The organism is Flavobacterium sp. RSP49, from assembly GCF_003968735.1.
In the GTDB taxonomy this organism is placed as follows: Bacteria; Bacteroidota; Bacteroidia; order Flavobacteriales; family Flavobacteriaceae; genus Flavobacterium.
The window spans coordinates 1-26,443 of sequence record NZ_RYDN01000002.1 but is presented as its reverse complement, the minus strand read 5'-3'; the positions used below and the strand labels follow the sequence as shown (position 1 = coordinate 26,443).

At 36.0% G+C, this 26,443-nt stretch carries 21 protein-coding genes and 2 tRNA genes; 12 read left to right on the top strand and 11 right to left on the bottom strand.

The annotated features are described in order from the left end of the window. The first annotated feature begins 20 nt into the window (after positions 1 to 20). Both EKM02_RS01660 and EKM02_RS01655 read left to right on the top strand, forming a co-directional pair. Positions 21 to 2,189 (top strand): S46 family peptidase, encoded by a 2,169-nt coding sequence (locus EKM02_RS01660; RefSeq protein WP_126451750.1) that lies wholly within the window; start codon positions 21 to 23, stop codon positions 2,187 to 2,189. A 199-nt stretch (positions 2,190 to 2,388) separates the two neighbouring features. Then, entirely contained in the window at positions 2,389 to 2,613 is a 225-nt protein-coding gene (locus tag EKM02_RS01655) for a hypothetical protein (RefSeq protein WP_126451749.1), read from the top strand. 162 nt (positions 2,614 to 2,775) lie between these two features. Here the strand turns inward: EKM02_RS01655 and EKM02_RS01650 are convergent, their stop codons facing one another. From EKM02_RS01650 to mutS, 4 genes are all read right to left on the bottom strand, one after another. Further along, positions 2,776 to 3,123 (bottom strand): DUF1508 domain-containing protein, encoded by a 348-nt coding sequence (locus tag EKM02_RS01650; protein WP_126451748.1) that lies wholly within the window; start codon positions 3,121 to 3,123, stop codon positions 2,776 to 2,778. A 130-nt stretch (positions 3,124 to 3,253) separates the two neighbouring features. Beyond that, positions 3,254 to 3,339 (bottom strand) — tRNA-Leu (locus EKM02_RS01645). A gap of 14 nt (positions 3,340 to 3,353) precedes the next feature. Beyond that, a tRNA-Gly gene (locus tag EKM02_RS01640) sits at positions 3,354 to 3,426 on the bottom strand. Between the two features lie 148 nt (positions 3,427 to 3,574). Next, positions 3,575 to 6,181 carry a DNA mismatch repair protein MutS gene (gene mutS / locus EKM02_RS01635; protein ID WP_199878454.1) on the bottom strand — a complete coding sequence of 869 codons (2,607 nt, stop codon included), beginning with the start codon at positions 6,179 to 6,181 and terminating at the stop codon, positions 3,575 to 3,577. 158 nt (positions 6,182 to 6,339) lie between these two features. Here mutS and EKM02_RS01630 point away from each other — a divergent pair, with 158 nt between their 5' ends. The 3 genes from EKM02_RS01630 to EKM02_RS01620 all read left to right on the top strand — a co-directional run bounded on the left by EKM02_RS01630 (position 6,340) and on the right by EKM02_RS01620 (position 9,499). After that, positions 6,340 to 6,783 (top strand): DUF1573 domain-containing protein, encoded by a 444-nt coding sequence (locus EKM02_RS01630; RefSeq protein WP_126451747.1) that lies wholly within the window; start codon positions 6,340 to 6,342, stop codon positions 6,781 to 6,783. A 68-nt stretch (positions 6,784 to 6,851) separates the two neighbouring features. After that, the gene (locus EKM02_RS01625) at positions 6,852 to 7,388 is read left to right on the top strand and encodes an RNA methyltransferase (protein WP_126451746.1); all 537 of its coding nucleotides are present in this window, start codon (positions 6,852 to 6,854) and stop codon (positions 7,386 to 7,388) included. A 20-nt stretch (positions 7,389 to 7,408) separates the two neighbouring features. Next, the gene (locus EKM02_RS01620) at positions 7,409 to 9,499 is read left to right on the top strand and encodes a T9SS type B sorting domain-containing protein (protein ID WP_126451745.1); all 2,091 of its coding nucleotides are present in this window, start codon (positions 7,409 to 7,411) and stop codon (positions 9,497 to 9,499) included. A 37-nt stretch (positions 9,500 to 9,536) separates the two neighbouring features. Here the strand turns inward: EKM02_RS01620 and folK are convergent, their stop codons facing one another. Then, entirely contained in the window at positions 9,537 to 10,673 is a 1,137-nt protein-coding gene (folK, locus tag EKM02_RS01615) for a 2-amino-4-hydroxy-6-hydroxymethyldihydropteridine diphosphokinase (protein WP_126451744.1), read from the bottom strand. Between the two features lie 135 nt (positions 10,674 to 10,808). Here folK and sppA point away from each other — a divergent pair, with 135 nt between their 5' ends. After that, positions 10,809 to 12,569: a signal peptide peptidase SppA gene (sppA, locus tag EKM02_RS01610; RefSeq protein WP_126451743.1), complete on the top strand. Its 1,761-nt coding sequence runs from the start codon at positions 10,809 to 10,811 to the stop codon at positions 12,567 to 12,569. A 186-nt stretch (positions 12,570 to 12,755) separates the two neighbouring features. Further along, a complete protein-coding gene (locus tag EKM02_RS01605; RefSeq protein WP_126451742.1) occupies positions 12,756 to 15,368 on the top strand; it encodes an AsmA-like C-terminal region-containing protein in 2,613 nt (870 codons plus the stop codon). A gap of 235 nt (positions 15,369 to 15,603) precedes the next feature. Here the strand turns inward: EKM02_RS01605 and EKM02_RS01600 are convergent, their stop codons facing one another. After that, entirely contained in the window at positions 15,604 to 16,398 is a 795-nt protein-coding gene (locus EKM02_RS01600) for a DUF2797 domain-containing protein (RefSeq protein WP_126451741.1), read from the bottom strand. Positions 16,399 to 16,493: 95 nt separating this feature from the next. Here EKM02_RS01600 and EKM02_RS01595 point away from each other — a divergent pair, with 95 nt between their 5' ends. After that, positions 16,494 to 18,017, top strand: coding sequence for a GH3 auxin-responsive promoter family protein (locus tag EKM02_RS01595; RefSeq protein WP_126451740.1), 1,524 nt, complete (start codon positions 16,494 to 16,496; stop codon positions 18,015 to 18,017). Between the two features lie 14 nt (positions 18,018 to 18,031). Continuing rightward, the gene (locus tag EKM02_RS14730) at positions 18,032 to 18,181 is read left to right on the top strand and encodes a hypothetical protein (RefSeq protein ID WP_158614716.1); all 150 of its coding nucleotides are present in this window, start codon (positions 18,032 to 18,034) and stop codon (positions 18,179 to 18,181) included. 58 nt (positions 18,182 to 18,239) lie between these two features. Here the strand turns inward: EKM02_RS14730 and serB are convergent, their stop codons facing one another. The 5 genes from serB to EKM02_RS01570 form a co-directional block, all read right to left on the bottom strand. Next, on the bottom strand, positions 18,240 to 19,475 hold the full coding sequence (serB, locus tag EKM02_RS01590) for a phosphoserine phosphatase SerB (RefSeq protein WP_126451739.1): 1,236 nt from the start codon (positions 19,473 to 19,475) through the stop codon (positions 18,240 to 18,242). 217 nt (positions 19,476 to 19,692) lie between these two features. Then, entirely contained in the window at positions 19,693 to 20,742 is a 1,050-nt protein-coding gene (locus tag EKM02_RS01585) for a Fic family protein (protein ID WP_126451738.1), read from the bottom strand. Positions 20,743 to 20,834: 92 nt separating this feature from the next. Continuing rightward, the gene (gene clpX / locus EKM02_RS01580) at positions 20,835 to 22,067 is read right to left on the bottom strand and encodes an ATP-dependent Clp protease ATP-binding subunit ClpX (protein WP_126451737.1); all 1,233 of its coding nucleotides are present in this window, start codon (positions 22,065 to 22,067) and stop codon (positions 20,835 to 20,837) included. An 87-nt stretch (positions 22,068 to 22,154) separates the two neighbouring features. Next, entirely contained in the window at positions 22,155 to 22,829 is a 675-nt protein-coding gene (clpP, locus tag EKM02_RS01575; RefSeq protein ID WP_126451736.1) for an ATP-dependent Clp endopeptidase proteolytic subunit ClpP, read from the bottom strand. A gap of 410 nt (positions 22,830 to 23,239) precedes the next feature. Then, on the bottom strand, positions 23,240 to 24,565 hold the full coding sequence (locus tag EKM02_RS01570) for a trigger factor (protein ID WP_126451735.1): 1,326 nt from the start codon (positions 24,563 to 24,565) through the stop codon (positions 23,240 to 23,242). A gap of 381 nt (positions 24,566 to 24,946) precedes the next feature. On the opposite strand from EKM02_RS01570, the gene EKM02_RS01565 reads away from it, so the two are divergent. The 3 genes from EKM02_RS01565 (at position 24,947) to EKM02_RS01555 (ending at position 26,300) form a co-directional block, all read left to right on the top strand. Beyond that, positions 24,947 to 25,447, top strand: a complete 501-nt coding sequence (locus EKM02_RS01565; protein ID WP_126451734.1) for an antitoxin Xre/MbcA/ParS toxin-binding domain-containing protein — start codon at positions 24,947 to 24,949, stop codon at positions 25,445 to 25,447. Further along, on the top strand, positions 25,447 to 25,923 hold the full coding sequence (locus EKM02_RS01560; protein WP_126451733.1) for an RES family NAD+ phosphorylase: 477 nt from the start codon (positions 25,447 to 25,449) through the stop codon (positions 25,921 to 25,923). Before EKM02_RS01565 ends, EKM02_RS01560 begins: the two co-directional genes overlap by 1 nt. Before the next feature lie 122 nt (positions 25,924 to 26,045). Next, entirely contained in the window at positions 26,046 to 26,300 is a 255-nt protein-coding gene (locus EKM02_RS01555; RefSeq protein WP_126451732.1) for a hypothetical protein, read from the top strand. Positions 26,301 to 26,443: the final 143 nt, after the last annotated feature.

Sequence of the window (26,443 nt, the reverse complement as noted above, 5' to 3'; positions counted from 1 at the left end):
TACACTCTAAATTTAATACTATGAAATTTTTAAAATTATTCTTAGTCCTATTTGTCATTCAGATGCAAGCCCAGCAAGGCGGCATGTGGATTCCTTCGTTGCTAAAAGGAATGAATGAAACTGAAATGAAAAATCTGGGCATGAAAATGTCCGTCAAAGACATTTATGATGTAAATCAATCCAGCATCAAGGATGCTGTACCTCATTTTAACGGTGGCTGTACCGCTGAAGTTATTTCTCCAAAAGGACTAATCCTGACCAATCATCATTGTGGATTTTCTCAAATTCAATCGCATTCTACGGTTGACCATGATTGTCTGACAGATGGTTTTTGGGCATACAAAATGGAAGATGAATTACCAAATGAAGGTTTGACAGTCACTTTTATGGTAAAAATTGAGGATGTAACCACATCGATTCTGGAAGGTACTGCTTCCCTTAGTAGTGAAGCCGAAAAACAAAAGAAAATTCAAGAGAACATTACGGCATTGTCTAATTTGTTGCCAAAGGAAAATTGGCAGGAAAATAAAATTCGTACGTTTTACGAAGGCAATCAATACATGCTTTTTGTCACAGAAACCTTTACGGATGTGCGCTTGGTTGGCGCTCCACCTACTGCCATCGGAAAATTTGGTTCTGACACTGACAACTGGGTTTGGCCACGTCACACTGGTGATTTTTCTTTGTTTAGAATTTATGCCGATAAAAATAATCGTCCGGCTGCATATTCAAAAGACAACGTGCCTTACACCCCTAAACACTTCTTGCCTATTTCACTGGATGGCGTAGCCGAGGATGATTTTACATTGGTTTTTGGATACCCGGGCAAAACAAACGAATATTTACCCGCTGTTGCAATTGAGCAAATTATAACCGAACTGAATCCTGCAAAAATCGAAGTCAGAGACAAAGCCCTGAAAATAGCTGATAGTTTTATGCGAAAAGACAACGCCATCAAAATTCAGTACGCCTCAAAATATGCAAGTACTGCTAATTATTGGAAAAAATGGATTGGCGAGACCCAAGGATTAAAAAAATCAAATGCAGTTACTGTAAAAAGAGAATCTGAGAAAACGTTTCAACAAAAAATAACAAAAGCAGGCAAAGAAAAAGAATATGGAACAGTATTGGCTGATTTTGACAAAAACTACACAGAAATAGCTCCTTATGCGCTAGCAAGAGACTATTTTACGGAAGTAGTTCTGCGCAATACGGAATTACTCAGTATTGGATACAAGTTATACCAATTAGAACAAGTGTATAAAACCAAAGGAGAACAATCTTTCATAGACCGAAAAAATAATTTAATACCCGGACTGGCTAATTTTTATAAAAACTTCAACTCAACTGTAGATGAAAAAGTTTTTGAGCAATTGATTGACTTGTATGCGACAAAATCTCCAAAACAATTTTTACCGCAAAGTTTGATCAACGTTAATGAAGGAAATTTGGCCTCGGAAATATATACCAAATCCAAACTTCAAAATTATGCCGGCCTAATAGAATTGCTGTCAGGTGACGCCGGAACTGTTTTAACAAATTTAAATAACGACCCAGGATTCCTGTTAGTAAAAGAAATAGCCGATAAATACGCTAAAGAAGTAGCTCCAAAATATGACGAAATCAATGTGAAGATTTCAGCACTGCAACGTACTTACATGAAAGCGCTGTTAGAATTAAACACGGATAGCAGGATTTTTCCGGATGCCAACAGTACTTTGAGAATAACCTATGGAAAAATAAAAGGATATGAGCCTAAAGATGCTACTGTATACACTCCAATAACCTATTTAGAGGGTGTTATGGAAAAATACATCCCGGGAGATTATGAATTTGATGTTCCTGAAAAACTATTGAACCTCTACAACGCAAAAGATTATGGCCCGTACAACGAAAATGGTAAAATGCCAGTTTGCTTTATTGGCACCAATCATACTACCGGAGGCAATTCAGGAAGCCCTGCGATTGATGCTTCCGGAAACTTAGTAGGGCTTAATTTTGACCGGGTCTGGGAAGGAACAATGAGCGACCTCCATTACGACCCAAGTATCTGTAGAAATATCATGGTGGACATCCGCTATGTTTTGTTCATTATCGATAAATACGCAGGTGCAAAAAATTTAATCAGCGAATTAAAATTAGTTCACCCCAAGAAAACCAACTCATTGAAAAAGAAAAACTTAAAGTAAAAATCGCCAGAAAACTGAGGTGTAGCACCGATATTAAACGTTTCTTAAATATTTGCTTTGACTGGCACACTATTTGCTTTTTATTCTGGCGTGGATAAAAAATAATATTTTTTAAAAAAAAAATAAAAAAATATTTTACATATTAAAAAATTTATATCTTTGCCACGAATTAATAATTAACCTTTTATATTAAATTAAGATGAAAAAAGTATTTTTAAGTTTAGCTGCTGTTGCTGTTTTGACTGTTGTATCATGTAAAAAAGCTGACGCTCCTGCTGACGAAGCTGCTGTTGCTGTTGATTCTGCTGCTATGGTAGTTGATTCTGCTGCTATGGTAGTTGATTCTGCTGCTGTTGTTGTTGATTCTGCTGCTGCAACTGCTACTGAAGCTGCTGCTACTGCTACTGAAGCTGCAAAAAAATAATTAGAACTCAAACTCTAAAAATTTTAAAGCCATCCGCTATGCGTGATGGCTTTTTTAATTTGTACCATCTCTCTTTTAAACAAACAGATTTACAAATATAAAAAAGAGGGTCTTGGCTATTAAACCAAGACCCTTTTTTTTGTAGATTCCTTTATTGAGAAATTAGGCTATAAAAATAAAATCATTCCCCGAAAAATCTAGTATTTCCGAAATTGAGCCATACCGAATAATTTCGTCAATCCCTTTTTGCAAACGCAGCGAAGTGGTATATTTTCTGCTCGTGGCAAAATGATTACCACTTACTATCAATTTGAAATAGAACTTCCCACCGGAAGACTTAAACTTTAAAAAGTCGGCGGTTTCAATTGCTGCTTTAAATTTTTCAATATCCTCTTCACACTCAAACTTTAACTGATAACTCAAACTTGTAAAAACTATTTTCCCCTTTCTGGAAGTAAAAACAAATTTATATTCGTCGTTATATCTTTTACTAATTACAAAAGCTCCCATGGTTTATTAAAATAACAAAAATTCAAATTATGAATCACGAAAAAGCAAGGAGTTGATATTAGTCCCAACAGATTTAGTTTTATTAAAAATCATAAAACAAAAAAAAACCGCTTCAGTTGAAGCGGTTTAGTACTCAGAGCGGGACTTGAACCCGCACGAACATTGCTGTTCACTGGATTTTAAGTCCAGCGTGTCTACCAATTTCACCATCCGAGCATTATGTGGTGTCGAGCGAAAAACGGGGCTCGAACCCGCGACCTCGACCTTGGCAAGGTCGCGCTCTACCAACTGAGCTATTTTCGCATTTTCAATTCTTATAAACAACCGCGATACTTGTTCTGTATTGCGGATGCAAATTTAAGACATTTATTGAATTATACAAGCCTTTTTTATAAAAAAATTACAGATTAAAGGTAACGTTCTGATAACCTAAACTTTAAAACAAATAAAATCATTTTCTAGTCAGCATTCTTTTAATTTCATTGAGTTTCATCAGCGCTTCCATAGGTGTAATGGTATTGATATCAAGATTTAGGATCTCTTCTTTGATTTCCTCCAATAAAGGATCATCCAAATTGAAAAAGCTCATTTGCATATCGTCTTGTGCCGCTTTAATTCCGTTCAGTGCATCGCTGGAATGATTCTTTTCTAATTTTTTTAAAAGCTTCTGTGCTTTCAAAATAACGATTTGAGGCATTCCGGCCATTTTTGCCACATGTATTCCAAAACTATGAGCACTTCCTCCTTTTACTAATTTTCGAATAAAAAGCACGGTATCTTTCAATTCTTTGACAGCAACATTATAATTCTGAATTCTTGGCAGTGATTCACTCATTTCATTCAACTCGTGATAATGCGTTGCAAATAATGTTTTAGGCTTTGAAGGATGTTCGTGTAAGAACTCTGCAATTGCCCAAGCGATTGAAATACCGTCATACGTACTCGTTCCTCTACCAATTTCGTCCAACAACACTAAACTCCTATCCGAAATATTATTTAAGATCGAAGCCGTTTCGTTCATTTCGACCATAAAAGTAGATTCTCCCATCGAAATATTATCACTTGCTCCTACTCTAGTGAATATCTTATCGACAATTCCCATTCTCACGCTGTCTGCAGGGACAAAACTCCCCATTTGACACAAGAGTACAATCAAAGCGGTTTGACGTAAAATGGCTGACTTTCCAGACATATTTGGACCCGTAATCATAATCAGTTGCTGCGTTACTCGATCCAAGAAAACATCATTAGCAATATAAGGCATGCCAAGTGGTAATTGTTTTTCGATAACAGGATGCCTTCCGTTTTTGATTTCCAGTTCGAATGTTTCGTCCAGTTCCGGACAAATATATTTATTTTCGATGGCCAATTGGGTAAAAGAACACAAACAATCCAGTTGCGCTACTAAATTAGCATTCATTTGAACGGGTTTTATATACGTGGCAATCCAACTCACCAATTGTTCAAATAACTCTACTTCTATCTTATGAATTTTCTCTTCGGCACCGAGTATTTTAGTTTCGTATTCTTTTAATTCTTCCGTAATATAACGCTCTGCATTAACCAAAGTTTGTTTCCGAATCCACTCCGCAGGAACTTTATCTTTGTGCATGTTCCTGACTTCGATGTAATAACCAAAAACGTTGTTGAAAGATATTTTCAACGAGGAAATTCCTGTCAACTGTGATTCGCGTTTTTCAATTCCGTCCAAAAATTCCTTTCCGGAAGTTGATATTGCCCGCAAATCATCTAACTCTGCATTGACCCCTTTGGCAATCGCATTCCCTTTGGCAATAGCCACAGGAGCATCTTGATTGAGAATCGTTTTTATCTTTTCACGCAACAATTCACAGTTGTGCAAACTATCACCAATTACTTTTACAGCTTCCTGCGGGCTTTCCAGCGCCAAGGTTTTTATTGGAATAATCGCATCTAATGATTCTTTTAGATACACAACCTCGCGAGGCGAGACTTTTCCGGCAGCAATTTTTGAAATCAAACGTTCCAAATCAGAAATTTGCTTGATTTGATTTTGGATGTTTTTCAGGACGCCCTGATTGTCTTTTAGATACGAAACTACTTCATGTCTACTTTTTATTTTAGCACTGTCTTTCAATGGCAATGCCAACCAACGTTTCAGCAAACGACCGCCCATTGGTGAAAGCGTTTTATCAATAACATCGAGAAGCGTCACAGCGTTTGGGTTATAACTATGGTATAATTCCAGATTGCGAATCGTAAAACGATCCATCCAGACATAAGCATCTTCGGCAATGCGTTGAATCGAGGTGATATGCTGCACCCGATTGTGCTGCGTCTCGGATAAATAATATAAAATCGCTCCTGAAGCAATAATTCCTTCTTTCAGGTCTTCGATTCCAAATCCTTTCAAAGACACCGTTTGAAAATGCTTGGTTAAGGTCTCGAATGCATAGTCTTCTTTGTAAATCCAATCCTCCAGATAAAAACTATGATAGTCGTCTCCGAAAATCTCCCGAAAATCATTTTTATTATTTTTTGGAATCAGAACCTCACTGGGATTAAAATTCTGTAAGAGTTTGTCAATATATTCCGCATTGCCTTGTGCCGTCAAAAATTCACCGGTAGACACATCCAGAAATGAAATCCCTATGGATTTATTGGCAAAAAAAACAGCTGCTAAAAAATTATTCGTTTTAGACTGTAAAACCTCATCATTCATGGAAACACCGGGAGTTACAAGTTCAGTCACGCCGCGTTTCACGATGGTTTTAGTCAGTTTTGGATCTTCGAGCTGATCACAAATTGCTACACGAAGTCCTGCTTTTACTAATTTTGGCAAATAGGTATTCAAGGAATGGTGCGGAAAACCGGCAAGAGCCGTCTCGGTTTCAGAGCCCGCTCCACGCTTGGTCAATACAATTCCTAATATTTTAGAGGCACGAACAGCATCCTCCCCAAATGTCTCATAAAAATCCCCAACACGAAACAACAAGCACGCATCCGGATACTTCCTTTTGATCTCGTTGTACTGTTTCATTAACGGAGTTTCTTTAACTTCTTTATCTTTAGATGCCAATTGTATTTGTGTTTAAAAATGAAAAAATATCAGCGAATTTATAGATTTAAAAGCAAATAAATAACCTCCTTAAAAAATTAACCTTTTTTTTAAGAAATATTTAAGGCCTAATTTATTTATTTTTTTTAGATTTGTGACTCTATTAAATTGAAACAAACATGAAAAAAATAATTGCCTTAGCTTTACTAGTGGTTTTAGGAGTAACGACTTCTAATGCACAAGAAACATCAAAAAAGATAAAAGCGACTAGCTCCGCACCTGCCAAAGTAAATGGAGCAGGAATGGTTTTTGTAACTGAAACCATTGATTATGGTACTATAGCACACAACGCTGAGGGCCGTCGTGAATTTGTATTCACTAACAACGGCAACAAACCCTTAATCATTACTAACGCTCAAGGTTCATGTGGTTGCACCGTGCCAACGTATCCAAAAGAGCCAATCGCCCCGGGTGCAAAAGGAGTTATTGGAGTAAAATATGACACTTCAAGAGCAGGTCAGGCATTTACAAAAACCGTTACGTTGACAACAAATGCAACTGTTCCTAATAAAACATTGACTATAAAAGGAAACGTTTTAGCAGCACAACCTGCAAAAAGCTAAAATTTTAACGAATACATTAAAAAGCTTCCATTCATTTCGGAAGCTTTTTTTTTGAATACTTTACACACATGAGAAAACTCGAAAATAGTGAACTGGATCGAAAATCCGTAGAGGGTTTTAAGCAATCTGAAAAAACACCCCTTATTTTGGTATTAGATGACATTCGAAGCCTACATAATATTGGCTCTGTTTTTAGAACTGCCGATGCCTTTTTAGTCGAGAAAATATTTTTATGTGGTATCACCGCCACACCACCACACAAGGAAATCCATAAAACAGCCCTTGGTGCTACTGAAACAGTAACTTGGCAACATCAGGATAATGTTCTTGAAGTTATCGAAAAATTAAAAACAGAAGGCGTTATCACGCTAGCTATAGAACAGGTACAAAGTGCCGTTTTTCTTCAAAATTTTAAAGTTAAAAAAGGAGTGAAATATGCTTTGGTTTTTGGGAACGAAGTCTACGGAGTTTCACAGGAAGCGGTTGCATTATGCGATGGCTCCATCGAAATCCCACAACTAGGCACCAAACATTCTTTGAATATTTCCGTAAGTGCCGGCATTGTGGTTTGGGATTTATTTCAAAAAATGAATTGGCCAAAATAGAAAATTAGTACTTTTATAGAATGAAAATAACTGTTTTTTTTAAAATAATTCTAGCACTTTCACTTTTCATAACAAAGACAGCTTATGCAATTGATCCCCCTGTAATTAAAGCAACAGGAAATCAAATTTATTGTCCAGGGAATCCCTTAAAAATAGTAACTGATGTAACTATAACTGGGTCTGATGCCAGTGATATTGGAACTGAGGCGGTTTATATCCAAATTTCTACGGGATATGTAAATGGACAGGATGTAATCCAATTGTCCAATCCCGCGCTACACCCGAATATCCGCTCAGAGTGGAGTCCTACCGAAGGAAAACTTAAATTATCGAGTCCTATTGCTGAAACAAAAGTACTGTACGCAGACTTTGTAAATGCTATCAAAGATGTAGTTTTTAGCAATTCCTCAACAACTCCATCAGGCAGAAGAGATTTTTCTATTACCCTTGGAGCAGCCAATTATTTACCTAGAAATGGCCATTATTACCAATATTTCCCTAACATAGGTATTAGTTGGACAGCCGCAAAAGCAGCAGCTGAAGCCAGTACCTATTTTGGACTTCAAGGCTATTTAGCGACAATCACCGCAGCTGACGAAGCGCAACTAGCAGGAGAACAAGCTAAAGGAGCAGGATGGATTGGCGGTAGTGACGCCGAAACAGAAGGGGTATGGAAATGGGTTACCGGACCGGCTGTTGACAGAGTAACCTTTTGGAATGGAGGAGTTAATGGTACAAGTCCTAATTTTGCGGCTTGGAATAATAACGAACCAAACAATAGCAACGGCATTGAACACTATGCACATATAACTGCGCCAGGTATTGGAATATCAGGTTCCTGGAATGATTTGCAATTGAATGGTGATGCAAGCGGGGATTACCAACCTAAAGGATATATTGTAGAATACGGCGGAATGCCTGACGACCCAATTCTTCAAATTTCAGCCAGTACCACAATAACCACCTCTCAAATCTCAGGCACCACTCCTGCCTGGAGATGTGGTTCAGGAACCGTTACATTACAAGCAATCGCAACTGCAGGAACCGTTAATTGGTACGATACGGCAAGTAATGGGAACTTATTACACACGGGTAATGCATACACAACTCCTTTTTTAGACACAACAACAACCTATTACGTTGCTGCTGAATGCCCTACAAACAGAACGGCAGTTACTGCTACCATAAACACAATTCCTACTATAACATCGACCAATACCCCCGTGACAAGATGCGGTGCAGGCCCAGCCACATTAAAAGCTACTACAAACACACCCGATAGTACCGTAAATTGGTATTCAGCCCAAACCGGAGGAAGCCTTGTGTCTACCGGAATGCAGTTTACAACTACCGTTTCAGAAAACACAACCTATTACGCAGAAGCCATAAATAACGGATGTTCGAACGGTAGACGGATTGCTGTTGAAATCATGATTTCCGATCCTCCGGTAGTTATGGACGAAGAATTAATACTTTGTGAATCTGGCAGTTTAACCCTTGACGCACAAATTCCTGACCTCAAGTATTTATGGTCAACCGGCGAAACTACGAAGACAATTGTGGTCACTACTCCAGGAGTCTATAGTGTAGACATAACAAATAATGCCAACTGTAGCAGTACCAAAAAAATTACTGTTATAGCGCATGATGCTCCAGACATCGATAGAATTGACGTCAATGAAACCACGGTTGTAATTTATTTGAAAAATCCAAAAAATTATTTTGAATATTCCGTTGATGGAATTTATTATCAAAGTTCAAATGTGTTTTTTAATGTAGCGAGCGGTTTGCAAACTGCTTATGTTAGAGAAGTAAATTCATGCGGAATTGACCGTAAAGCTTTTATAGTATTAATTACTCCAAAATTTTTCACACCAAACAATGATTCCCACAATGATGTATGGGAAATAAAAGGATTGGTCAATTATCCTGAAGCAGAAGTAACCATCTTTGATCGGTATGGAAAGTTAATCACCAAATTAAATTCAACGAAACCCTCTTGGGACGGGACTTTTAATAAAAATCTTTTACCCGCTGACGATTATTGGTATGTATTAAAAATTGACGCAAACAGTCCTGAAAAAAGAGGTCATTTTTCTTTAAAGAGATAATCCGTCTAGTCCTGCTTATTTCGCGAAATAGTGGGCACTACTGCTTGATTTTTTGTTGAATTTGATCTAAAATAAACAAATAATCTGCTTGATTTTTTACGAAATCCCGATCAGAAACATCAATAATCAGCACATTCAAATCGGTTTGGGATTTAATGTAATCCAGATAACCACTGTTGATTTTATCCAAATATTCAGCCGGGATTTTTTGTTCGTAGCTTCTGCCACGTTTCTTAATATTTTGTAACAGCCTTTCGGAATTTTGATACAAATAAATATACAAGTCCGGTTTTGGCATTTCTCTGTAAATGATATCAAAAAGATTGCGATACAGGCGGTATTCGTCCTCGGCCAATGTTATTTTGGCAAAAATCAACGATTTAAAGATATGATAATCGGCAACCAGAAAGTCTTTAAACAAATCAAATTGTGCTAAATCATCTGATAATTGCTGGTATCTATCTGCAAGAAATGACATTTCAAGTGGAAACGCATACCGGTTTTGATCTTTGTAAAATTTAGGTAAGAAAGGATTATCTGCAAAACGTTCCAATACTGTTTTTGCATTAAAATCCTCAGAAATTTTAGTAGCCAAAGTTGTTTTTCCTGCTCCGATATTCCCTTCAAAAGCAACATAATTAAATTGCTCCAACGGAACATTCTGCAAAGGATTCACTAAATTCTGAACGACTGTACAAACACTTTCATCTGGAGACAAAGCCAATAATTCCGAAATATTTTTTTGAAGAATGGGATGCTTCCAATCTAAATTTAAGTCCTGCACGGGTAACAACACAAAATTCCTATTCTGCATTAAGGGATGTGGAATTTGGAGTTTTTCAGTAGTAATAACTTCCGAGTCGAAAGCAATCATATCTACATCAATTGTTCGTGATTGATACCCCTGCGCCTTTGTTCGCAAACGTCCCAATCGTTTTTCCATTTTTAAAATCTGTGTTAGCACTTTATGAGCCGAATTAAAAGTATGCAAAACCAATGCACAATTACAAAAAGCATCACTTTCAAAACCCCAAGCAGGAGTTTCATATAATTTAGAAACTTTGATTACCGTCCCTATTTCCTGATGTATTACTTGTAAACAATGTTCGATATTTTCCAATCGATTCCCTTGATTACTTCCTATCGATAAAATGACCTGATGCTGTGATTTCATAATTAGATGCAAATTAACTAAAGAATTTTAGAATTAGCAATATATTTGTATCCGGTGTTGCTAATCAAACTTGGGATTTTCCCCACGGCTTGTAACATTTCAATGTTTTGTACGACTTATAAAAAAAATATAATTATGAAATTTTTAGGAAATGTATTAGCGACTATTATAGGTATTTTTGTTTTCTTCATGTTATTCTTTTTTGGAATAATCCTTGTTGGAGCCATTTTTGGCGGTGAATCTGAAGGCGTTACGATAAAAGACAATTCTGTTATTGAACTGAATTTAGAAGACATACAGAATGATTATGCCGGGAAATACAAAGATCCCTGGATGACTATTTTTTCAGAAAACAAAAAAGTAGGTTTATCTGATATTATCAATGCCGTTGAAGCGGCTGAAACGGATGATGATATCAAAGGAATTTCTATATTGAACAATGTTTCATCGCTAGGAATGGCTCAGAGTAAAGCCTTGAGAGATGCTTTGGAACACTTTAAAAAATCAGGAAAATTCGTCATGGCTTACGCCAACTCCTATTCGCAAAAAGAATATTACTTAAATTCTGTGGCCAGTCCCATTTATATAAATCCTGTGGGAGATATGGATTTCAAAGGACTTTCTGCTGAACTTATGTTTTTTAAAGACTTTCAGGAAAAATCAGGGCTAAAAATGGAAGTAATCCGCCATGGAAAATACAAAAGTGCTGTGGAGCCGTTTTTAGAAAATAAAATGAGTGATGCCAATAGAGAACAAACGACAGCTTTACTGAATTCTGTTTGGAACTCCATCACCACTGACATTGCTAAAAGCAGAAACATCTCTGTGGCTAAATTAAATGAAATTGCCAACGGACTTCTTGCAAGAACTCCGGAAATGGCAAAAAACCAAAAATTAGTAGATATCATTGCTTATGAAGATGTGTACCATAATGCCATACGAAAAGTGCTTAATGTAACTACAGATAAGGAATACAACAAAGTATCTGTAATTGATTATGCACAGAAAATCGCTACCACTTCCCAAAGTTCTGACAGCACGGATGAAATTGCCATTATTTATGCCCAAGGAGAAATTATGAGTGGCGAAGGAGATGTCAATGTGATTGGTGAAGGTTCAATGCGTCGCTCGTTACAAGAAGCTCGAAAAAACAAAAATGTAAAGGCAATTGTACTTCGCATTGACAGTCCGGGCGGAAGTGCTTTGACCTCAGATTTGATCTGGAGAGAGATTGAACTGACTAAAAAAGTAAAACCCGTAGTCGTTTCTATGGGTAATTATGCGGCTTCTGGCGGGTATTATATTGCGTGTAATGCAAACACTATATTTGCTGAAGCGAACACAATCACTGGTTCCATTGGTGTTTTTGGAATATTGCCAAACTTTACGCCATTAGCCACTAAAATAGGAATATATACGGAACAGGTTAAAACACATGAAAATTCCGCCAATTACAGTCCTTTTGTTCCCATTGATGAAAACTTCAAAGCAGTTACGCTGGAAGGTGTGGAACACATTTACAAAACTTTTGTAACCCATGTGGCTGAAGGACGCAAGATGACATTTGCACAAGTAGATGCTATTGCGCAAGGTAGAGTTTGGACAGGTTCAGAAGCCTTGAAAATTGGACTCGTAGATAAAATTGGAGGATTAGACGATGCTATTGCGAAAGCGGCTTCCTTGGGGAAAACAAAAAATTACAGCACTCAAAATTATCCAGAATACGAGAAAAACTTTGATGATCTTTTAGCAAATCTTCCTTTTGCAAAATCGAAAGCAGATTTTATAAAAGAAGAAATAGGGGAAGAAAATTATCGTATTATGCAAGAAATTAAAAAAATACAAATGCAAAAAGGTGTTCAAGCCTTAATGCCGTTTGAAATTAACATGCATTAAAGAAAAAGATAAAGCTGCTATTAAATCCGTTTTTGCATTTGCTTAAACGGATTTTTTCATACATTATAGTTAAAGTATTGTTTATAAAAACACCATAAAAGTTACACTGTCCTAAAAATACTATTTTTGTAAAAGAATACAAGGCACCATTTTTGCCAAAGATATAAATCTAAAGACATTCAAATCATGCTAAAGAAAGTTTTAAAAATCATCGGAATACTAGTTATCCTGCTCGTCTTGACTTTATTTGCAGCTCCTTTTCTGTTTAAAGACCAAATAAAAGCCAAAATTTCTCAAGTCATCAATGAAAAGGTAGATGCCAAAGTCACTTTTGCAGAAGCGGATTTAAGCTTATTCAAAAATTTTCCTAATGCAAATGTAACACTGGAGAAACTAGTCATCATAAACAAAGCTCCTTTTGAAGGCGACACATTGCTATCACTGGGCGAATTGAATTTAAAAATGTCTATTAAGGAACTTTTTAAAGGCAAAAATGAAGCGATAGTTATTGACGGAATCACTTCGAAAAACGGATTAATCAATATCATTTTCAATAAAGACGGACTAGGGAATTATGACATTGCATTGAAAGAGAAAAAAACGGCAGCCGATGGAACAAGCAGTCCGTTATCCTTAAAAATCCAAGAGTATAAAATCGAAAATTTCAAGTTTCGTTATATTGACGAAAGTTCAAAAATAAAAATGGTTGTCGACAGTTTGAACCACGAAGGAACTGGAGATTTTGCAGCCCAAAAATTAGATTTGGTAACCAAATCTACTGCAAAAATATCGCTGGATATGGAACAAGTCAATTACATGAAAAATGTTGCTTTGACTCTGGACGCCGTTTTGGGAATCGATTTAGAAAAAAGTAAATACACCTTCAAAGAAAATAAAGCGTTAATCAACCAATTGCCGCTGGAATTTGATGGATTTATTCAAATGGTGGAAGCCGGTCAACAGTATGATTTGAAATTTAAAACGCCTACTTCCTCCTTCAAAAATTTCTTGGGAATTATTCCTGCAGCCTATGCCTCACGCTTAGACAACGTAAAAACAACCGGTGATTTTACTGTGGCAGGTTTTGCAAAAGGTTTGTATTCTGACACAACAGTGCCAAAATTTAATATAGAAATCGCTTCCCATAATGCTTCCTTTAAATACCCTGACTTACCAAAAACGGTTCAAAACATCATTATTGACACAAAAATCACCAATGAAACCGGAATTTTAAATGACACGTATGTCAATATTGACCAACTTTCTTTCAAGATAGATCAAGATGTTTTTAATGCCAAAGCCAACATCAAAAACATTACTCAAAACGCACTAGTTGATGCCATGTTAAAAGGAACTATCAATTTGTCCAATCTTTCTAAAGCGTATCCTATAAAACTCGATAAGCCATTATCCGGGATTTTAAAGGCTGATGTTACGACTAAATTTGACATGCAATCGGTAGAGAAAAGTCAGTACGAAAATATCAATAATGCGGGAACCATGAGTTTATCAGGCTTCCAGTATGCCGATGAAAATGGAAAAACAATGAACATTAGTACTGCGATCGTTCAATTCAATCCAAGTCAAGTTAATTTGAAAGAACTGAATGCGACTACCGGAAAAAGCGACATTAGTGTAACAGGGATTTTAGAAAATTTTTATGGATTTATATTTAGAAATCAAGAATTGAAAGGAAACTTTTATATGAATTCTAAACAATTGGCCATTGACGATTTTATGACAACTGGTGAAACGACTAAAACTAAAACTAAAAAGGCAGATGCCATGAAGATTCCTGCTTTCTTAAATTGTACGCTTACCGCAAAAGCGACTACGGTGCTATATGATAATCTGACTCTGAAAGATGTTTCGGGAAAACTGATTGTGAAAGATGAAAAAGTGACTTTAGAAAATGTAAAAACATCTATTTTTGGGGGAACTATTGCGGTGAATGGAGCTGTTTCCACAAAAGGAAAAACACCGGTTTTTAATATGGATTTAAGATTAAATCAAGTTGATATTGCGCAATCCTTCAACCAACTGGATCTGTTGAAAAAAATTGCTCCAATTTCCGGAATCATCAACGGGAAATTAAATTCAAGCATCAAATTGAACGGAAATCTTGATGCAACAGCACTGACTCCTGACTTGAAAACCCTTACTGGAGATTTACTAGGACAACTGCTTTCCACGACTGTAAACTCAACTAATTCGACTTTGCTGACCGCTTTAGGTGCTAACTTGAAATTCATTGACCTCAGTAAAATCAATTTAAATGATTTGAAAGCGGCAGTTACGTTCAAAGATGGAAAAGTAAATGTAAAACCTTTTGATATCAAGTACAAAGACATCAAGGCAACCATTGGAGGAACGCACGGTTTTGACCAAAGCATGAATTATAATTTAAAATTTGATGTTCCCGCTAAATATTTAGGTTCAGAGGCCAATGCTTTAATAGCAAAATTATCTGCTGCAGATGCGGCAAAATTAGAAAGCTTTCCGATAAATGCTGTATTGGTGGGTAATTTTACAAATCCAAAAATCACAACGGACATCAACAGTGCGGTAGCTAAATTGACCACTCAACTCATAAACCAACAAAAAGACAGACTGGTAAAACAAGGAACGTCCGCTTTGACGGATTACATCAATAAAAACAAAAAGCCAGGAGACACGACAAAAACGGCCACTCCTAAAATTCCGGTAACTAAGGAAGAAGTAAAATCTAAGGCCGCAGCATTATTAAACGGATTTTTTAATAAGAAAAGTAAAGCAGCAGATACGACAAAAGTAAACTAAAGTAACTTTACAAAATATAATAAAGAGGATTTTAGGTGATGACATTCCTCTTTTCTTGGCTAGCAATATTGGGTTTGTGATTTGTCTGCATGATGTTTTCGTGGAGCTGTACGTGCGTAAAGGATGGTAGCGGCATCCTTTTATGAAGCGCAGCGGAGTAAAAGATACAGCGGACAGCCTGACCTTTTTTTAAAATTTTTATTTTAAAAAAAGGATACGCCCTAAATTATATTACTTAAACCGCAATTGTAACCATATACCCTTCGGAACCACGGACATTAAAAACGGTTCCGTCTTCAAAAAGTAAATATTGCCCTTTTATTCCGGTAAGCTTCCCCTGAAACTGTGGTGTTTTATCTAAGCTCAAACTGTTTACCTTATTTGGATACTGCAAAACGGGGAAGTGCATCTCATACAAATCGTTTTTTTGCGAATAAAAATATTCCTGAACTTCGGTTGGAATAAGATTCTCAACCTTCAATCGTTCTGCGATTAAGTCAATTTGCTCCACATTGTTAGTCAGCATTTTTCTCCAATTGGTTTTATCGGCATAATAATTTTTCAATGCTACCTCCGTAATTCCTGCTAAGTATCTATTAGGGACTTCTACAATAGAAATGGCTTGGGTTGCGCCCTGATCAATCCATCGGGTTGGCACTTGCGACTTGCGGGTAACACCTACTTTGACTTCGCTGGACAAAGCCAGATACACAATATGCGGTTGCAATTGTACTTTTTCTTCATACGCTAAATCCCGATCCTGAATTCCAAGATGGGCGGTGCTCAACTCCGGTTTCATAATCCAATCCCCGACAGCTGCACTGGAATAGAAACAATCATAACAAAATCCCTGACGGAATATTTTTTTCTTCTTGCCACAATTCAAACATTGATATCCCACAAAATTGATTTCCAGTTCTTTATTCAACAACTGATTCACGTTTAAAAAACTATTCTCAAAAACCAAGTAATATTGAATTGGATTTCCAAATTCAGTTTGCATTTTTGTAAGTACACCTTCGTATGTCATTGTGATTAAAGTTTCCCGTTTAACACATCTAGTTAAACAAATTTTGTTATTTTTGGTAAAGTTATAACTCATAATTCATAATTCATAATTTAAAAATGCCACTAACCATAATCAATTCGTTTGCCTCTTGGGTTCTCAAACAAAGAATCCATCAGATCGAACTTTTCCTGAAATATCCAAACGAGGTTCAGGAAGAATTGCTCATGAATTTAATTCAGTCATCTAAAAATACTGTTTTAGGCAAACAATATGATTATGCTTCGATTCATTCCTATGCCACTTTTGCCGATAGAATTCCGATCTCTACTTACGAAGAATTACAACCATTAATTGAAAGAACCCGTAAATGTGAGCAGAATGTTTTTTGGGAAACACCGATAAAATGGTTTGCCAAATCCAGTGGAACCACAAATGCCAAAAGCAAATTCATACCCGTAAGCAACGAGGCCCTGGAAGGATGTCATTATAAAGGCACTAAGGATTTGTTGTGCTTGTATTTGAATAATAATGAAGATTCAGAACTGTTTCTTGGAAAAAGCCTGCGTCTTGGCGGAAGCTCTCAAATCTATGAAGACAACAATACGTTCTTTGGAGATTTATCCGCCATATTAATCGAAAACATGCCTATTTGGGCTGAATATAGCAGTACCCCGAGCAACAAAATTTCCTTGATGAGCGAATGGGAAACTAAAATTGCTGCTATTATAAACGAAACAAAAAACGAAAATGTAACCAGTTTTGCCGGAGTTCCTTCCTGGATGCTGGTTTTAATGAATAAAATGCTCGAAGAAACCGGAAAAGGAAATCTATTTGAAATTTGGCCAAATTTGGAAGTTTACTTTCACGGCGGCGTAAATTTTGAACCATACCGAGAACAGTACCAAAAAATACTCCCAAAAAAAGAATTTAAATATTACGAAATATACAATGCTTCCGAAGGTTTTTTTGCCATTCAGGATTTAAATAATTCCAGTGATTTATTATTGATGTTGGATTACGGAATTTTCTATGAATTCATCCCAATGGATACTTTTGGGACTCCGGATCAAAAAACGATTCGATTGGCAGATGTGGAATTGTTCAAGAATTATGCTTTGGTCATTACCACCAATTCTGGTTTGTGGCGCTATTTGATTGGTGATACTGTTCGTTTCACCTCATTGAATCCATACCGAATTCGGGTGACGGGAAGAACCAAGCATCACATTAATGTTTTTGGTGAAGAATTGATGGTTGAAAATACAGATCAGGCTATTGCCAAAGCGTGCAAACTAACCCAGACGGAAGTGGTTGATTACACCGTTGCGCCTATATTTATGGAAGGCAAAGAAAAAGGTGCTCACGAATGGATGATTGAATTTAAAAACCCTCCAGCTGATGTATCACAATTCCAGAAAGCATTAGACGAAGCGATACAATCCTTAAACTCCGATTATGAAGCGAAGCGTTACAACAACATGACATTAAATCTGTTAGTAATCAATGTAGCGCGAAAAAATTTGTTTTATGATTGGTTAAAATGCAAGGACAAATTGGGTGGACAACACAAAATTCCGAGACTTTCTAACCAAAGAGATTATTTGGAACAACTGAAAAGCATGCAGTTTCAAAGCGTATAAAAATAATTGAAAAGATGAAAAACACCCTCTACATCTTGATTGTTCTTTATGGATTGAGTTCCTGCGGACCACATAGAATGCGTTGTGGCGCCAGAGGAATTTGTAAATCTTCCGAAAAACAAACACTGGAAAAACCTGAAAAAATATTTAGCATTAAAGTATAAAAAAAGCTATCCAAAAATCACTTTTTGGATAGCCTTTTTTTATAATTACTGCAGTATTTTACTCCTCCATCATATCAATATGCCTGTCATGGTAGCCTAACAGGTACAAAACACCGTCGAGACCCAAGCTGGAAATAGAACTTTCTGCTTTTTCTTTTACCGTTGGTTTGGCATGAAAAGCAATTCCTAAACCTGCCAAATTCAACATCGGCAAATCATTGGCACCATCACCTACCGCAATAGTTTGGTTGATATGAATGCCTTCCTTATCAGCAATTGCCTGAAGGTATTCCGCTTTCTTTTTACCATCCACAATTTCACCTAAATAGTTACCTGTCAATTTTCCGTCTTTAATTTCCAATTCATTCGCATGAACATAATCAATCCCTAATTCTTTTTGTAGGTACTTCCCAAAAAACGTAAAACCTCCGGACAATATAGCGGTTTTATAACCGTAATATTTCAAGGCCTTCATCAATCGATGTGCTCCTTTAGTAATAGGCAGATTTTCAGCAACTGTTTGCAGTACCTCTTCACTCAAGCCTTCAAGCAAGGCCATGCGTTGCTTGAAGCTTTCGCTAAAATCGATTTCACCGTTCATGGCTGCTTCTGTGATTGCTCTAACTTGCTCTCCCACACCCGCTAATTCAGCCAATTCATCAATGACTTCGGTTTGTATTAAGGTCGAATCCATATCAAAACACACCAAACGGCGGTTTCTGCGATACATGTTGTCTTCCTGAAAAGAAATATCTACATCCAATGTTCTGGAAATTTCCATAAAACTGGCTGTCATGAACGTTTTATCTACAATCGTTCCTGTAACTGACAATTGTATGCAAGAACGCGGAAATTCTTCTTTATCAATAATAGAAACCCGTCCAGTTAATCTTTTGATTGCGTCAATATTCAAATTTTGGTTGGACAGTATTTTGGTTACAGCCGCTAATTGAACCGCGGTCAGTGTCTCTCCTAAAACATTGATGCTGTAGCGCTGTTTGCGTTGCGCTTTGACCCATATTTCGTAATCAGGAATAGAAATTGGTATAAACTTCACTTTCACGCCCAATTCGTATGCCTTAAACAATAAATCTTTTAGAACAGGAGCGGAAGAAGAACCCGCTTTTATTTCAAACAAAATACCTAAAGAAAGTGTGTCATGAATATCGGCTTGTCCAATATCTAAAATAATGGCATCGTAAGTCGCCAAAATGGATGTTAAACCAGCAGTAACTCCGGGTTTGTCTTGACCTGAAACTTTTAGTAAAATTACTTCTATTTCGTCTGTATGCATGCTATGTTTATATGATTTAGAATAGACAAAAATCGACAATCTGACGTTGATAAAAAAAAATATCGCTCCTTTTTTCAAACAATAACAAATAGTGTAATTTCCCCATAAAAAAACCTGTTCAAATGAATGAACAGGTTTATATTTTTAAGAAAAATGCATTTTTTACGATGCAATCTCCAAACGCTTCAATAAGTTTTTATTCAAGCTGAGTTTATAATTAAAAATAAGTTTTTACTGCAAATTCAAATTGTTCCATAAAAATTTTCTTGAAAGAACTAATATTGTTTTGCTCATAAAAAACAAGCATTGCCTTTTTATAATCAATAGAATCTACAGTTCTAAAAGATAACGGACAGTATTTGTTATGCATCAAAATAGCATTGCTAATTATTCTTGCTGTACGCTTATTCCCATCCGAAAAAGGCTGAATATAAGACAACAAAACTAAGGCTAATAATGCCTTTTCAAAAATATTATCTTTAATATTGATTAGCTCACACATGTCGCGTAATGCGTCCTTTATTTGAAACTCATTATCTAAAGGCTTGTAATTTGTTCCCGAAATACCCACTCTTCTATTTCTGATATTTCTATCAATACCTAAACCGTCTATAAGCAAACTGTGAATGTCTTCAATTCGTGAAACGGTTAAAGGATTTACATAATCAGAATTATCCAAAATAAAATCTAATGCCGCTTTATGATTCAATAACATAACAGCCTCATCTTTAGTTTTGCCTGCTGCTGTTTCTTTCTCTTTTAATAATCTTTCTGTTTCTAATAATGAATAAGTATTTCCTTCTATTTGGGAAGATTTCCAACTTAAATCAATGGCTAACCTTTCAAATTCTTGATTATATTCAACTGCAGTCAGTTTTGAAATGTTTTCGCTAAAATTATTTTGAAGATGTGATAATTTTATAATTTCATCATTGGTAAATATTGAAACGGTATTCAATGTCTCTTTTATTAAATTAAAATTAAACACCTCTTTTATTTGCCTTTCATCAATTTCTTTTTCAAAATAAGTTTCTAAATCTATTGGAAATAAAACATCCAACCCTTTACTTATACAATATTTGGTCGCTTTACCTCTTCCAGTTGTAACAATAAAATTCTGGCTTAATAGTGCTGTAATCGTTCTTTTAATAGTTGCAAAAGCTACTAAATTACCCAAACCCTCATGAATATCTTTTGATGAGCTATTGGGATATTTGTTAATATAATCTAGAATCTCTTTTTCTAAATCGAATTTATACTTTGCCATAAATCTTACTTTGAGCTCACAAATTTAAAAAATAAAGCTCAAAAACATATGTTTTTGAGCTTTATTTAATTTTTTATTGAGCTTGAAATTATTTACGATGCAATCTCCAAACGTTTCAATAAATTTTTATTCAACGTTTCTTTAGCATAAGCTTCATCAATTTCTAATGTTTTATCATCCGAACTTGGCAGTTCATACATCGCATCGGTTAAGATGGCTTCGCATAAAGAACGCAATCCACGAGCGCCTAATTTATATTCTAATGCTTTATCAACAATAAAATCCAGTGCTTCATTGGTAATCGTGAATTCAACATCATCCATCAAAAACAACTTCTCGTATTGTTTGATTAACGCATTTTTAGGTTGTGTCAAAATTGCACGCAAGGTTTCTCTGTCTAAAGGATCCATGTGTGTCAATACTGGCAAACGACCAATAATCTCCGGAATCAAACCAAAATCTTTGATGTCTTTTGGGATAATGTATTGCAACAAATTGTCTTTGTCAATATTGTCCACATTTTTTGAAGTAGAATAACCCACCGCTTGACGGTTCAATCGTTTCGAAATAATTCTTTCGATTCCATCAAAAGCACCACCGGCAATAAACAAAATATTTTGTGTATTTACCTCAACAAATTTTTGGTCCGGGTGCTTGCGTCCTCCTTTTGGTGGTACATTCACAACCGTTCCTTCCAATAATTTCAATAATGCTTGTTGCACCCCTTCACCGGAAACATCTCGCGTAATAGAAGGATTGTCACTTTTACGTGCAATTTTATCTATTTCGTCAATGAATACAATTCCGCGTTCTGCTTTGGCCACATCATAATCGGCAGCTTGTAACAAACGTGTCAAAATACTTTCGACATCTTCCCCAACATAACCTGCTTCAGTAAGAACTGTCGCATCAACAATCGCTAACGGTACATCTAACATTTTCGCAATGGTTTTAGCCACCAATGTTTTTCCTGTTCCTGTTTGTCCCACCATGATGATATTACTTTTTTCAATCTCAACCTCATCGTCTAGTTGCTGTTGCATCAAACGTTTGTAGTGATTGTAAACCGCAACCGACATTACTTTTTTAGTTTGGTCTTGTCCAATCACATATTGGTCTAAGAACGCTCTGATTTCTTTTGGTTTTTTCAAAATCAAATCTCCAACCAGTTTTGAACTTCCGCTGGATTTTATTTCTTCAAGAACAATTCCGTGGGCTTGCTCGATACATTTATCACAAATGTGTGCATTGATACCAGCAATCAACAATTGGGTTTCTGGTTTTTTTCTTCCACAAAACGAACATTCTAATACTACTTTTGCCATCCTCTATAGTCTAAAGTCATAAAGTCATAAAGTCGAAAGTTCCTAGCAATGCTTTTGACTTTCGACCTTCGACCTTCGACTGTATTTTTATCCTCTTCTTAAAACCTCATCAATCATTCCGTATTCTTTTGCCTCATCTGCTATCATCCAGTAATCACGCTCACTGTCTTTGTGCACTTTGTCAAAAGTTTGTCCAGAATGGTGCGAGATAATATTGTACAACTCGTCTTTCAGTTTCAACATTTCGCGTAAGTTGATTTCCATATCTGTCGCAACTCCCTGCGCTCCGCCCGATGGCTGGTGAATCATTACTCTTGAATGTGGCAAGGCCGAACGTTTTCCTGCTGCTCCTGCACATAACAATACCGCTCCCATAGAAGCCGCCATTCCAGTACAAATTGTTGCAACATCTGGCTTGATGTATTGCATGGTGTCATAAATTCCTAAACCTGCATAAACGCTTCCTCCTGGAGAATTCAAATAAATCTGAATATCCTTAGAAGCATCTGCACTTTCTAGGAACAACAATTGTGCTTGAACGATGTTTGCAATTTGGTCATCGATTCCAGTTCCTAGAAAAATAATTCGATCCATCATTAATCTCGAAAAAACGTCTAATTGCGAAATATTCAACTGGCGTTCTTCAATAATATATGGAGTCATATTGGTTGGGTTCATTGCCGCCACGATTTTGTCGTAGTACATGGCATTTACCCCGTGGTCCTTTGTAGCAAATTTTTTAAATTCTTTACCGTAGTTCATATTTTTTTTGTTCTAAGTTTTACGTTATATCTTCTGATTCCATTTAAAGCAAAGGTCATACCTCTTTATAAATGATGTCAATATGTCTTATTTTTTAGCCCAGATGGGAGTAAAAAGCTTTTTGAATTCCGTTTTTAAGTTTTTTTATTCTTGCAAAGCGACTGAAAGAAGCTCTTGCAGGAATTCAAAAAACTAAAACGGAAGAAAAAACTTGTAACGTACAGCTGGATTGGCTCCTTAAATTAATTGAAACAAAAGAGCGTCAAAAAATATTTTTTCTGACGCTCAAATATACTTATTTTTTATTGTTTTGCATTTGTAATAAAATCTTAAAATTTGAAAAAACTAACGAAATTGTTTTCCATTTTATCAAGTTTTGACTTTATGACATTTGACTATACGACTAGAATTTATTCTCCGTAAGAGGCTGCGATAAATTCATCGTAAGTAACCTCTTTCGTTGTAGGGTTTGCTTTTTCTTTGAACACTTCCAACAATTTCTCTGCAACCACTTGGTCTGAAAGTCTTTTTACTTCGTCTTGGTTAGACAACACACGTGCCACAATTCCTTGAACTTCTTCGTCAGTAGGATTTGTTTGTCCGAATTGTGCCATTTGCTGACGGATATTTTTTGTAGTGAACGTTTTCAAGTCTTCAAAAGTGATTTTGATATCAGATTGAGCCATAGCTCTACCTTCGATCAATTGAAAACGCAATCCTTTCTCAGAACGAGCGTATTCTACCTCCGCTTCCTCAGGAGATAATTTTTTCTCCCCTACCGTTTGCAACCATTTTTTAAGGAATTCAGAAGGTAAATCAAATTTGGTGCTTTCGATTAAAAATTCCGTAACATCACCTAATAATTTCTGATCCGCTTGTTGAGCAAATTGAGTTTCAGCATCTTCTTTAATTTTTGCTTTCAATTCCTCAACTGAAGCAATAGTTCCTGCGCCAAACAATTTATCAAACAATTCTTGATTCAACTCCGCCAATTCAGCCGTATTGATCGCTTCGATGGTGAAGCTCACTTCAACCTCTAAACCGTGAACGTCATCATGACTTACTTTCATCACGTCCATCAATTGGTGGTCGTCTTCAAATAAACCTTTCGTATTTACAGTCACTACATCACCTACTTTTTTACCTAGGAACAAGTCAAAAGTCGCTTTGTCCTTGAAAAGATCAGCAGCAATAGTGGTTGCGTTATTAATTTCTTTTTCTTCATTAGTAAAAGTTCCCGTTACATCAGAATTGGCAGCAACTACTTCTTGAGGAATGGCAGTTCCAAATTGCTTTTGGATTCTTGCTATCTGTCCGTCAATTAATTTAGCATCAGCCGTAACCACATATTTCACGATGTCGTTTTTAGCTTCTAAGTTCAATTCGAAGTTAGGAACCAACCCAATTTCATATTCAAAAACCAATTCTTCAGCACTCCAATCAAAGTTTTCATTCCCTTTAAGCAATGGAGTTCCTAGTAAGTTTAAACGCTCTGATTGCACAAAACGCTCTAATGCCAAGTCTACTACTTTTTGAACTTCTTCTTGTTTGATTGCTTTTCCGTATTGTTTTTCAACAAGATCTTTAGGCACAGCTCCTTTTCTAAATCCTTTAACCGTTGCCAAAGGCATTTTTTCGTTTATTCTTTTTGCAACTTGTCCTTTGTAATCCATGTGAACAACAGTCATTACAATTGTTTCCGTCACAGCGTTTATTGCTACTCTTTTGATATCCATCTTCTTCTTTAATTTACATAATAAAATTGGACTGCAAAATTATAAAATTTTTGCAACCCAAACAAATATTTTACCATTTTGAATTTTAGGCAGTTATTTGACAAAATCACAGGTTGGAAAAGGAAACTAATTTGGGCGTGTCCCTCCAGATTGCTTCGTCGTTCCTCCTCGCAACTTTGGGTCAGGCTGTACGTTCCCGCTTTTTATCGCCTGCCAAAAAAAAGCAGCCCATAAAAGAGCTCCACTGCCATCCTTCACGCGGGTCGTGGTATGCGACATATAAAATTGCTTAGAAATTTTGACGAATTAGTGATAATTATGTTGGAATTTTTTCGTTTTAACAACAAAAATATTGTATATTTACAGTAAATTAGTTGCGCCATGGGGAAAGCCACACGTAAAACAAAGCCTTTCGACACTAAAAGAAGTGTCCTAAAAGCATCTGGTAATGCTGTAAATATTAGAAAATCTTTATTGAGTTTTGATGGCAAGGAATATAAATGGAGCAATAAGCTCGAGCGTGTTAATGTCATCAGAGCTGGCATTCCATATGATTCAATTGAATTAATTAGCAAAAGACTTAATAATCCCATTAAGTCAGTTCTGGCAATAGTTGGGATTCCACAAACTACATATAATAAGAAAAAAAGCGAACATTTACTTTTGGACAGTAGAAATAGTGAATTAGTGATTCTAATTAACGAGTTAATTGACTATGGCTTGGAAGTTTTCAATAACGAGGAAGAAAAATTTCAACGCTGGTTAAAGAAACCTAACTTGTCCATTGGGGGAAGCTCACCCGAAAATATGCTTGACACAATAACAGGGATTAACGAGGTTAAGTTTAGTTTGAATCGCTTAGAATTCGGAAATTTAGCGTAATGATAGTATTTAGAATTGAACGTGAAAAATATTTAAGTACTACGTTAAATGGAATTGGCGCGTCGATTTCTGAAGGTTATCGCTGGAATAGTCTGAATACTAGAATCGTTTATACTGCTGAAACTAGAGCTTTAGCAACATTGGAAGTTTCTGTTCATTTAGATTTAAGCGAGGATTTACCCGATGATCGTTTTTATGTCGAAATTGAAGTACCTGATGGAATTACTATACAGGAAGTAAAGCTGGAAGATTTACCAAATGATTGGAATTCAAAACCACCATCTTTAACAACTCAGACCATCGGGGATGATTTCGTAAATTACAATGAAGCTGCCATTTTAAAAGTCCCTAGTAGTATCGTACCAAAAGAATTTAATTATTTAATAAACCCTGTTCATCCAGATTCATCAAAAATTAAGGTCGTTAGCACTTCAAAAATGATGTTTGATCAGCGATTAAAAAGTGTTAAAGAATAAATTATCGTTAACAGCAGGCAAAGCTCGGCAAAGCATTCATTAAAACAATAAATTTGTCGTACATGCCATAAAATCCTAACAAAACCAGTTGTACAACTTACCAATAATTAAAATTAAATAGATTGACAAAGAATTTAAAATATCTTATTTTCCTTTTTCTGGCTTTTGGTCTGATGGTAAATGATGGTGCTTTAGATTCTCAATCAAATTCAGCAGATTATTATCAATTCTCGAACGTAATTCTAAGACGAGAATTAAACTGTAAGCGTTCAAAATTATACGTGTTCCATCAGATAAAACCAGATGGCTCGGAAATAAACTCAGTTTTCTCCTTAACAGATAGCGCATTCTATGATAAAAAACAAGTGATGTTTTAAAAATTAACAGGCAAATTTATATGTGTTTATGTATGGAGTTTGTCTGTTAATTACAGAGAAAACTCTACCAATAATTTTACATTTTACATTGTTTAAAACTAGCATCGCATTTTTACCTTCTCCTTTTTTTCGTTCATAATACT

Bases quoted from the DNA above. Each gene is read 5' to 3' on its own strand.
- EKM02_RS01660 (WP_126451750.1), top strand. From the start codon at position 21: ATGAAATTTTTAAAATTATTCTTAGTCCTATTTGTCATTCAGATGCAA.
- EKM02_RS01655 (WP_126451749.1), top strand. From the start codon at position 2,389: ATGAAAAAAGTATTTTTAAGTTTAGCTGCTGTTGCTGTTTTGACTGTT.
- EKM02_RS01650 (WP_126451748.1), bottom strand. From the start codon at position 3,123: ATGGGAGCTTTTGTAATTAGTAAAAGATATAACGACGAATATAAATTT.
- EKM02_RS01630 (WP_126451747.1), top strand. From the start codon at position 6,340: ATGAAAAAAATAATTGCCTTAGCTTTACTAGTGGTTTTAGGAGTAACG.
- EKM02_RS01625 (WP_126451746.1), top strand. From the start codon at position 6,852: ATGAGAAAACTCGAAAATAGTGAACTGGATCGAAAATCCGTAGAGGGT.
- EKM02_RS01620 (WP_126451745.1), top strand. From the start codon at position 7,409: ATGAAAATAACTGTTTTTTTTAAAATAATTCTAGCACTTTCACTTTTC.
- folK (WP_126451744.1), bottom strand. From the start codon at position 10,673: ATGAAATCACAGCATCAGGTCATTTTATCGATAGGAAGTAATCAAGGG.
- sppA (WP_126451743.1), top strand. From the start codon at position 10,809: ATGAAATTTTTAGGAAATGTATTAGCGACTATTATAGGTATTTTTGTT.
- EKM02_RS01605 (WP_126451742.1), top strand. From the start codon at position 12,756: ATGCTAAAGAAAGTTTTAAAAATCATCGGAATACTAGTTATCCTGCTC.
- EKM02_RS01600 (WP_126451741.1), bottom strand. From the start codon at position 16,398: ATGACATACGAAGGTGTACTTACAAAAATGCAAACTGAATTTGGAAAT.
- EKM02_RS01595 (WP_126451740.1), top strand. From the start codon at position 16,494: ATGCCACTAACCATAATCAATTCGTTTGCCTCTTGGGTTCTCAAACAA.
- EKM02_RS14730 (WP_158614716.1), top strand. From the start codon at position 18,032: ATGAAAAACACCCTCTACATCTTGATTGTTCTTTATGGATTGAGTTCC.
- serB (WP_126451739.1), bottom strand. From the start codon at position 19,475: ATGCATACAGACGAAATAGAAGTAATTTTACTAAAAGTTTCAGGTCAA.
- EKM02_RS01585 (WP_126451738.1), bottom strand. From the start codon at position 20,742: ATGGCAAAGTATAAATTCGATTTAGAAAAAGAGATTCTAGATTATATT.
- clpX (WP_126451737.1), bottom strand. From the start codon at position 22,067: ATGGCAAAAGTAGTATTAGAATGTTCGTTTTGTGGAAGAAAAAAACCA.
- clpP (WP_126451736.1), bottom strand. From the start codon at position 22,829: ATGAACTACGGTAAAGAATTTAAAAAATTTGCTACAAAGGACCACGGG.
- EKM02_RS01570 (WP_126451735.1), bottom strand. From the start codon at position 24,565: ATGGATATCAAAAGAGTAGCAATAAACGCTGTGACGGAAACAATTGTA.
- EKM02_RS01565 (WP_126451734.1), top strand. From the start codon at position 24,947: ATGGGGAAAGCCACACGTAAAACAAAGCCTTTCGACACTAAAAGAAGT.
- EKM02_RS01560 (WP_126451733.1), top strand. From the start codon at position 25,447: ATGATAGTATTTAGAATTGAACGTGAAAAATATTTAAGTACTACGTTA.